The organism is Amycolatopsis keratiniphila subsp. keratiniphila, assembly GCF_001620365.2.
In the GTDB taxonomy this organism is placed as follows: Bacteria; Actinomycetota; Actinomycetes; order Mycobacteriales; family Pseudonocardiaceae; genus Amycolatopsis; species Amycolatopsis keratiniphila.
Window position 1 is genome coordinate 575,884 of sequence record NZ_LQMT02000010.1, and the last position, 7,898, is coordinate 583,781.

The window sequence follows — 7,898 nt, forward strand, 5'->3', positions numbered from 1 at the left end:
CAAAGTGGTGGGACTGGGCGGCACACCGGTGTGCGTCCGGGACGGAGGTCACCATGGAACCGTTGCCGGAAGACGGCGAACGGGACTGGGCCGAGCCAGGCGTCTACACGGTTTCGCCGGGGGTCCACCGGATCCCGCTGCCCTTGCCGCAGGACGCGCTGCGCGCGGTCAACGTCTACGTCGTCACCGACGGCACCCGTCTGGTCCTCGTGGATTCGGGCTGGGCGCTGGAGTCGGCGCGCGAACGGCTTTCGCGCGGGTTGAAGGCGCTCGGCGCGGATCTCGGCGACATCGACGAGTTCCTGATCACCCACGTGCATCGCGATCACTACACGCTGGCCGTGGAACTGCGCCGCGAGTTCGGCGGCAAACTCGGGCTCGGGAAACGGGAAGAGCCGTCGCTGGTGCGCTCCGGTGATCCGGACCGTTTCCCGATGGAGGCGCAGGTCGGCCTGCTCCAGCGCTGCGGCGCGGACCCCGTCGTCGAGGAACTCGCCAGGGCCTTCGGCGGCGTCCGGCACACCGAGGCGCATCTGTGGGAACAGCCCGACGAATGGCTCGTCCCCGGCAAACGCGCGATCGTGCCCGGCCGCGAGTTCGACGTCGTGCACACGCCGGGCCACACGGACGGGCACGTCGTCTTCGTCGACGACGAGGCGGGGCTGGTGTTCTCCGGCGACCACGTGCTGCCGCACATCACGCCGTCCATCGGGTTCCAGCCGGTGCCCACGGAATTGCCGCTGAGCGACTACCTCGACTCCCTGCGCCTGGTCCGCGAGATGCCGGACCGGCGCATGCTCCCGGCGCACGGCCCCGTCACCGGCAGCGTCCACGCCCGCGTGGACGAATTGCTGGAGCACCACCGCGACCGGCTGGAGGTCATGGGCGCCGAGATCACCGCGGACGACACGACGGCGTACGAGGTCGCTCTGCGGCTGGGCTGGACGCGCAAGCAGCGCAAACTGCCCGACATGGACCCGTTCAACCAGATGCTCGCCGTCCTCGAGACCGGTTCGCATCTGGATCTGCTGGTGGCCCAAGGAAAACTCACCGCGACCGAGACCGACGGGGTGCGACACTACGCCTCATGATCATCCGTCAAGCGCGCCGGGAAGACGTCGCGGCGATCGTCGGGATGCTCGCCGACGACCAGATCGGCAGCACCCGTGATTCGGCCGACGACCTCACGCCGTACCTGAAGGCCTTCGAGCAGATCGACGCCGATCCGGCGCAGCTGCTGATCGTCGCCGACGACGGCGGGGAGGCCGTCGGCACGCTCCAGCTGTCGATCATCCCCGGCCTGGCCAGGAAAGGCGCGCTGCGCGGGCAGATCGAGGCCGTCCGGGTGCGGGCGAGCCATCGTGGCTCCGGCCTCGGCGGCGAGCTGATGACGTGGGCCATCGACGAATCGCGGCGGCGGGGCTGCGCCCTCGTGCAGCTGACGTCGGACGTGAAACGCGAGGACGCGCACCGGTTCTACGTGCGCCTCGGCTTCGAGGCGACGCACACCGGCTTCAAGCTGAAGTTCTAGCCCGCCCCGCATTTGGCTCGGTGGTGGGGTGAAGGCTCCCTTCGCCGCGTCCGATGCGACGAAGGGCCCCTTCGCCTCCAATCACGCGAGTCCCGCGCCAACTTTGCCCCGCGCCGCATTTCGTCCTCTAAATGCGGTAGTTGCACGCGCAAGGACCGCATCCAGAGGACTAAATGCGGGGGTCAGCGGGTTCCGGAGATCTTCGCGCTGCCGAGCACCAGGTCGCCCTCGGCGGCATCGGTGCGGTAAAGCACGACGACCTGCCCCGGAGCGACGCCGCGCAGCGGCTCGCGCAGCTGGATGGTGACCGAGTCGCCGGAGACCTCCGCGACGGCCTCGACGATCCCGCCGTGCGCGCGCACCTGCACGACGCATTCGGTGGGGCCGTCCAGCGGCCGCTCGCTCGGCCAGATCGGGCGGTCCGCCTCGATCACGTTCACGCCCAGGTCCCGCGCGGATCCGACCTTCACGGTGCCCGAAACCGGCTCCAGCGAAAGCACGTAGCGCGGCCGCCCGTCCGGCGCCGGCGCCTCGATGCCGAGGCCCTTGCGCTGGCCGACGGTGAAACCGTGCACGCCGGTGTGCTCACCGAGCACGGCGCCGGTCTCGGCGTCGACGAGCTGACCGGGACGCTGCCCGAGCCGCTTCTCCAGGAAGCTCTTCGTGTCGCCGTCCGGGATGAAGCAGATGTCGTGGCTGTCCGGCTTCTTCGCCACCGACAGGCCACGGCTCGCGGCCTCGGCGCGGACGTCGGTCTTCCACGAATCACCCAGCGGGAACAGCGAATGCCGCAGCTGCTCCGGAGTGAGCGAAGCCAGCACGTACGACTGGTCCTTGCCCGTGTCGACGCTGCGCCGCAGCTCCGGCACACCGTCCACAAGGGACAGACGGGCGTAGTGCCCGGTGGCGACGGCGTCGAAGCCGAGCGCCATCGCCTTGTCCAGCAACGCCTCGAACTTGATCTTCTCGTTGCAGGTGACGCACGGGTTCGGCGTCCGGCCCGCGGCGTACTCTCCGACGAAGGTCTCGATGACCTCTTCGGTGAAGCGCTCGGCGAAATCCCAGATGTAGAACGGGATACCGAGGATGTCCGCCGCCCGCCGAGCGTCGCCGGAGTCCTCGATCGTGCAGCAGCCGCGGGATCCGGTGCGCAGCGTGCCGGGCTTCGCCGACAGCGCCAGGTGCACGCCGACGACCTCGTGCCCGGCGTCCACGGCGCGCGCGGCGGCCACCGCCGAGTCCACTCCCCCGCTCATCGCGGCCAGTACGCGCATCTTCCTCACACCTCTTGCTTCTGCGTCTGCTTGCGCATTCCGGCGAGTCCCGCCTGCCTCGCCCTGTCGACGACGCCCGCGATCTCCCTCGAAACCGCTTCAACGTCTTCCGGTGCCGAGGTATGCCCGAACGAGAACCGCAGCGACCCGCGCGCGGCCGCGGGTTCGGCACCCATGGCCAGCAGCACGTGGCTCGGCTGCGCGACACCCGCCGTGCACGCCGATCCGGTGGAACATTCGATGCCCTTGGCGTCCAAGAGCATCAACAGGCTGTCACCCGCGCAACCGGGGAAGGTGAAGTGGGCGTGCGTGGGCAGGCGCTCGCCCTCGCCGCCGTTGAGCACCACGTCCGGCACCTCGCGCCGGACGGCCTCGATCAGGTCGTCCCGCAGTTCGGCGACGCGTTTCGCGTACTCCTCGCGCCCTTCGACCGCGGCCTTCACCGCCGTCGCGAACGCGATCACCGCGGGGACGTCGAGCGTGCCCGAACGCACGCTGCGCTCCTGGCCACCGCCGTGCAGCACCGGCACGCACGCCGTGTCGCGCCCCAGGAGCAGCGCGCCGACGCCGTACGGGCCGCCGAGCTTGTGCGCGGTGAGGGTCAGCGCCGCGGCGCCACTTTCGGCGAAGTCGACCGGCACCGCGCCGACGGCCTGGACGGCGTCGGTGTGCAGCGGGATCTCGTGCTCGGCGCAGACGGCGGCGAGTTCGGCGATCGGGTTGACCGTGCCGACCTCGTTGTTCGCCCACATCACGGTGACCAGCGCGACCGTCTCCGGGCTGTCGCCGAGCGCGGTGCGCAAAGACTCCGGGGTGACCCGGCCCGCTTCGTCGACCTCGACCCAGACGATCTCGGCGCCCGCGTGCTGCTCCAGCCACTCGACGGACTCGAGGACGGCGTGGTGCTCGACGGTGCTGCACAGCACCCTGCGCCGTTCGGCGTCCTCGCCGTTGCGGGCCCAGAAGATGCCCTTGACCGCGAGATTGTCGCTCTCGGTGCCCCCGGCGGTGAAGATCACCTCGGACGGCCGGGCGCCCAGCGCCTCCGCGATCACCTCGCGGGCCTCTTCGACCCGGCGGCGGGCCCGGCGTCCCGAGGAATGCAGCGCGGAGGCGTTGCCCACTGTGGACAGCGCCTCGGACATCGCCGCTACGGCTTCGGGCAACATCGGGGTGGTCGCCGCGTGGTCGAGATAGGTCATCGCATCCTTCAGGGTAGCCCGTTCCGGGGCGTGACCAAGCCCACCCTGGTCAGCGGGTGGCGGCGCTCATATCCGACGGCCACCGGCCGGTCACCCGCACCCCGAGCAACGCGATGCCGGTCAACACCACCGTCAGCACCACGATCGCCACCGAAGGCTCCTTCGCCGACGCCAGCGAAGCGAGCAGGACACCGCCTAAACCGATGGTCAGGGCCGATCCGACCCAGTCGCCGAGCTGCAATGCCGAGGTGTTGAAGCCGCGTTCCGCCTCCGGCGAGTACCGGAGCAGCAGGACCGAGATCGCGGGCATCGCGATCCCCATCCCGGAGCCGCCGATCGCCGACGCCACGAACGCCATCCAGCCGGGGAACGAGGGCAGCGGGACGAAGACGAAGATCGCCAGACCGGCCGCGACCAGCGCGAACCCGGTCCGCAGGGACGCTTCGCGCGACCAGTCGAGCATGCGGCCCTGCAGCATCGACCCCGCCGACCAGCCCAGCGCGGTCACCGTCAGCGGCAGCCCGGCCAGCGCGGGGCTGTACCCGTGGACCTCGGTCATCGTGAGCGGCAGGTACGCCTCCATCCCGGCGTACGCGCCCGCGATCAACGCGCGCGAAGCGATCACTGTGGGCAACCCCGGCCTCGACGACAGCGTCCCGGCGGGCAGGAGTTTGCGAAGCGCGTACGCGAGGGCGATCAGGCCGGCGCCGCCGTAGGCCAGCGCGGCGAGGGACGGATGCTGCGCCGCCCAGGTGAGCGCGGCGACGCCGAGGGCGGCGACCACCGCGGGCACGACCCCGGCGCGCCGGGCGGACTCGGCGGGCACGTGCCGGGGCAGCTTCCGCGTGACGACGATCAGCAGGGACAGCCCGATCCCGGTCAGCGGGATCAGCCCCAGGAACACCCATCGCCAGCCGACGCTCACGGTCACCACGCCCGCGACCGACGGGCCGATCACCGCGGGCAGCACCCACGCGGCGGCGTTGGCCGCGTAGATCACCGGACGTTCCCGGTCGCTGAAGGTGAGCGCGATCAGCAGTGACACCGAGACCAGCAGGAGACCGGAACCGAAGCCCTGCAACGCCCTGCCGAGCAGGAGCAGCGGCATGTCGTGCGCGAGCCCCGCGACCAGCAGCCCGGCGGCGAACAGCGCGGTGCCGGCGAGCAGCGCGGGCGCCGGGCCCTTGCGGTCGCCGAGGCGTCCGGAAAGGACGGTCGCGACCACGCTGGCGACCAGGAAGGTGGTGAACGGCCACGCGTACAGCGCGAGGCCGTCGAGGTCGGCCACCATGGTCGGCATCGCGGTGGCGACGCCCATGCTTTCGAACGCGATGAGCGTGACCATGAGCAGCAGCCCGATGGTGGTCACGCGGTGCTCGGGTGTCCAGAGCACGCCCTTCGGCTTCGCCTTGCCCCCAGTGATCGTCATACGACGAGCCTGCAACCTCCAGCGCGGTGGAGGTCAAGCGCCGACTGACTCCAGGCGCAGCTCACGCGCCAGCACGGCGGCCTCGCCGCGAGAGCTGACTTCCAGCTTCCCGAGGATCTTCCGCACGTGGAACTTCACCGTGTGCTCGGTCAGCGCCAGCTCGTCGGCGATCTGCCGGTTGCGCTTCCCGCGCGCGATCCCGGCGAGGACTTCGAGTTCACGCGGGTTCAGCCGGTCCAGCGGGCGCAGTTCCGGGGTTTCCTGCACGCCCAGCGGCAAGACCGCGGTGATCGTGGCGCCCCAGTCCGGGACGGCGTCGACCTCCCAGCGGCCGCCGAGCGGGGTGATCCGCTCGGTGAGGCCGGTGACGGGCACGGCGCGGGCGACGTCCGGGCCGTCGTCGCGCACGGTGACGCGGAGGTTCTGCCCGTCGATCCGCCAGGACGCCCGGACCCGGGTGCTGCCCCGCTCCAGCGCGGCGAGCACCAGACCACGCGAGACCGTGCGGGCGGTGTGCGCGATGTCCTGCGGGAGCGGCCGTTCGTCGTCCGGCCCGGCGAGGTCGACGGACACGTCGTTGTGGCGCACCAAGGGATCCAGCTGCGCGACGAGGGTGCCGAACGCCTCCGTGGCCGGTTCCGCCGAGAGCTCCTGGTCGCGGTCGGCGATCGAGCGCAGCTCGACCAGGGCGGCCGCGGCGAGGTCGGTCGCGGTCTGCCGGGCGGCGGCGTCGCCGAGCCTGCGGGACCGCAGCACCGAAAGCAGCGACGTCAGCGTCGTGGCGTGCGTCTGCCCCAGATCGGTGATCGCCCGCGCCCGCGCGGTCGCCGCCGCGATGTTGCTCTCCAGGACGGCGGGCTCGGGGTCGGTGGCGCGCTGGGCGGCGTTCACGCTGACGATGTCCCACAGCTTGGCGACGATCTCCAGCGCGCCGTCCGCGGGCTCGTCCTCGGTGGGGACGAGCGCGATCATCGCGCCCTTGCCGATCACCGGCGCCGAGGTCAGGACGACGAGCTTCCGGCGCTTCCCGCCGAGGGTCTCTTCGGCCACCACGGCCTGGCCAGGGACGCCGAGGGCGGCGAGCCGCTGAAGCTCCGCGCTCGTGACCGCGCCGGTGATCTCCGGGTCGCCGTCGACCTTGATGGGCAGGCGCGAGCAGTCGCCGGTCTCCATGGCGGCGGCGCGATGCGGCAGGACCGTCGCGGCCGTCGCGGAGAAACGCGGCAGGAGTTCAGGGCGCGGAGCGGCGAGCATGTACTCGACCTGGCTCAGCACTTGCAGCGGATCCATGGCTCCACAGTAGGCGCGTGCCGGCCGGGGGACGCTGCTCTCCCGGCTAGTGAACACTGCTCGTCCGGCTGGTTCGGGCGGGATACGGGCGCCGGTTGACTGATCGCAGCGAAGAAAATCCGAACAGGAGTGAACATGCGAGCGATCACCATCACCCAGTACGGCGAACCGGATGTCCTGCGGCTCCACGAGGCCCCGCTGCCGGAGCCCGGCCCGGGCCAGGTGCGGGTGGCGGTCAAGGCCGCCGGCGTCAACCCGATCGACTGGAAGATCCGGTCCGGCGCGATGGCCGAGGTCCGGCCCGTCGACTTCCCGCACATCCTCGGCCTGGAACTGGCGGGCGTGGTGGACGCGGTGGGCGAAGGCGCCGGTTTCGCCGTCGGGGACGAGGTCTTCGGTTGGTCGGAGACCGGCACGTACGCGGAGTACGCGCTGGCGAGCACGGTGATCCGCAAACCCGCCGGGCTTTCGTGGGCCGAAGCCGCCGCGCTGCCCATCGCCGGCGAAACCGCGTTGCGGGTGCTGGGCGAACTCGAGGTCAAACCGGGCGAGACCGTGGTGATCCACGGCGCGAGCGGCCAGGTCGGCCGGATCGCGACGCAGGCCGCCGTCGCGCTGGGCGCCACGGTCGTCGGGCTCGCCGGGGCCTCGTCGCTGGGCGAGGTGAAGGAGCTCGGCGCGGTGCCGGTCCAGTACGGCGACGGCTGGGTCTCGCGGGTCCGCTCGGTCGCGCCGGACGGCGTCGACGCGGTCTTCGACGCCGCCGGTTTCGGCGTCCTGGGTGATTCCGTCGAGCTGCTCGGCTCACCCGATCGGCTGATCACCATCGCGGACCCGGCGGCTTACGCGCAGGGACTGAAGTTCTCGGCGGGCGGCTCGGAAACTCAAGCGGTTCTTGAGGATCTGGTCGCGCGGAGGCTGAAGCTGAAGCTGGGTTCGAGTTACGCGCTCGCCGATGCCGCCTCGGCGCACCGGGAAAGCGCGACGGGGCACGCGGGCGGGAAGATCACGCTGACGCTGGAGTGATGCCGGGCTGTGTCAACCCCGGATGCCAGGAACGGTCCTTTCCTTGCGAAATTTGCAAGGAAAGGACCGTTCCTAGCGCGCGTGAGGTGCTGAGAGGGACTTTCGCGACCGGGGCCGCAGCTACCGGCGGATGTCATGAAAGGGTC

General features: G+C 71.1%; 7 protein-coding genes. 3 read left to right on the top strand and 4 right to left on the bottom strand.

Annotated elements, in window-relative coordinates; genetic code table 11:
• Window positions 1–53: 53 nt before the first annotated feature.
• Together AVR91_RS10920 and AVR91_RS10925 are read left to right on the top strand one after the other, a co-directional pair.
• Window positions 54–1,091, top strand: coding sequence for an MBL fold metallo-hydrolase (locus tag AVR91_RS10920; RefSeq protein ID WP_063277526.1), 1,038 nt, complete (start codon window positions 54–56; stop codon window positions 1,089–1,091).
• Complete coding sequence (locus tag AVR91_RS10925; protein WP_063277525.1) at window positions 1,088–1,531, top strand: GNAT family N-acetyltransferase; 444 nt, start codon at window positions 1,088–1,090, stop codon at window positions 1,529–1,531. Before AVR91_RS10920 ends, AVR91_RS10925 begins: the two co-directional genes overlap by 4 nt.
• A 182-nt stretch (window positions 1,532–1,713) precedes the next feature.
• Here the strand turns inward: AVR91_RS10925 and mnmA are convergent, their stop codons facing one another.
• The 4 genes from mnmA to AVR91_RS10945 are packed head-to-tail and all read right to left on the bottom strand — an operon-like array spanning window position 1,714 to window position 6,726.
• A complete protein-coding gene (gene mnmA / locus AVR91_RS10930; protein WP_063277524.1) occupies window positions 1,714–2,805 on the bottom strand; it encodes a tRNA 2-thiouridine(34) synthase MnmA in 1,092 nt (363 codons plus the stop codon).
• 5 nt (window positions 2,806–2,810) lie between these two features.
• Window positions 2,811–4,007 (bottom strand): cysteine desulfurase family protein, encoded by a 1,197-nt coding sequence (locus tag AVR91_RS10935; protein WP_063277523.1) that lies wholly within the window; start codon window positions 4,005–4,007, stop codon window positions 2,811–2,813.
• 49 nt (window positions 4,008–4,056) lie between these two features.
• Window positions 4,057–5,451 (bottom strand): MFS transporter, encoded by a 1,395-nt coding sequence (locus AVR91_RS10940; protein WP_228708170.1) that lies wholly within the window; start codon window positions 5,449–5,451, stop codon window positions 4,057–4,059.
• Window positions 5,452–5,469: 18 nt separating this feature from the next.
• Window positions 5,470–6,726: a helix-turn-helix transcriptional regulator gene (locus AVR91_RS10945; protein WP_063277521.1), complete on the bottom strand. Its 1,257-nt coding sequence runs from the start codon at window positions 6,724–6,726 to the stop codon at window positions 5,470–5,472.
• A gap of 135 nt (window positions 6,727–6,861) precedes the next feature.
• Here AVR91_RS10945 and AVR91_RS10950 point away from each other — a divergent pair, with 135 nt between their 5' ends.
• Window positions 6,862–7,752, top strand: a complete 891-nt coding sequence (locus AVR91_RS10950) for an NADP-dependent oxidoreductase (protein ID WP_063277520.1) — start codon at window positions 6,862–6,864, stop codon at window positions 7,750–7,752.
• Window positions 7,753–7,898: the final 146 nt, after the last annotated feature.

Excerpts from the sequence above, each read along its gene's own strand:
- AVR91_RS10920 (WP_063277526.1), top strand. The coding sequence starts at position 54 with ATGGAACCGTTGCCGGAAGACGGCGAACGGGACTGGGCCGAGCCAGGC.
- AVR91_RS10925 (WP_063277525.1), top strand. The coding sequence starts at position 1,088 with ATGATCATCCGTCAAGCGCGCCGGGAAGACGTCGCGGCGATCGTCGGG.
- mnmA (WP_063277524.1), bottom strand. The coding sequence starts at position 2,805 with ATGCGCGTACTGGCCGCGATGAGCGGGGGAGTGGACTCGGCGGTGGCC.
- AVR91_RS10935 (WP_063277523.1), bottom strand. The coding sequence starts at position 4,007 with ATGACCTATCTCGACCACGCGGCGACCACCCCGATGTTGCCCGAAGCC.
- AVR91_RS10945 (WP_063277521.1), bottom strand. The coding sequence starts at position 6,726 with ATGGATCCGCTGCAAGTGCTGAGCCAGGTCGAGTACATGCTCGCCGCT.
- AVR91_RS10950 (WP_063277520.1), top strand. The coding sequence starts at position 6,862 with ATGCGAGCGATCACCATCACCCAGTACGGCGAACCGGATGTCCTGCGG.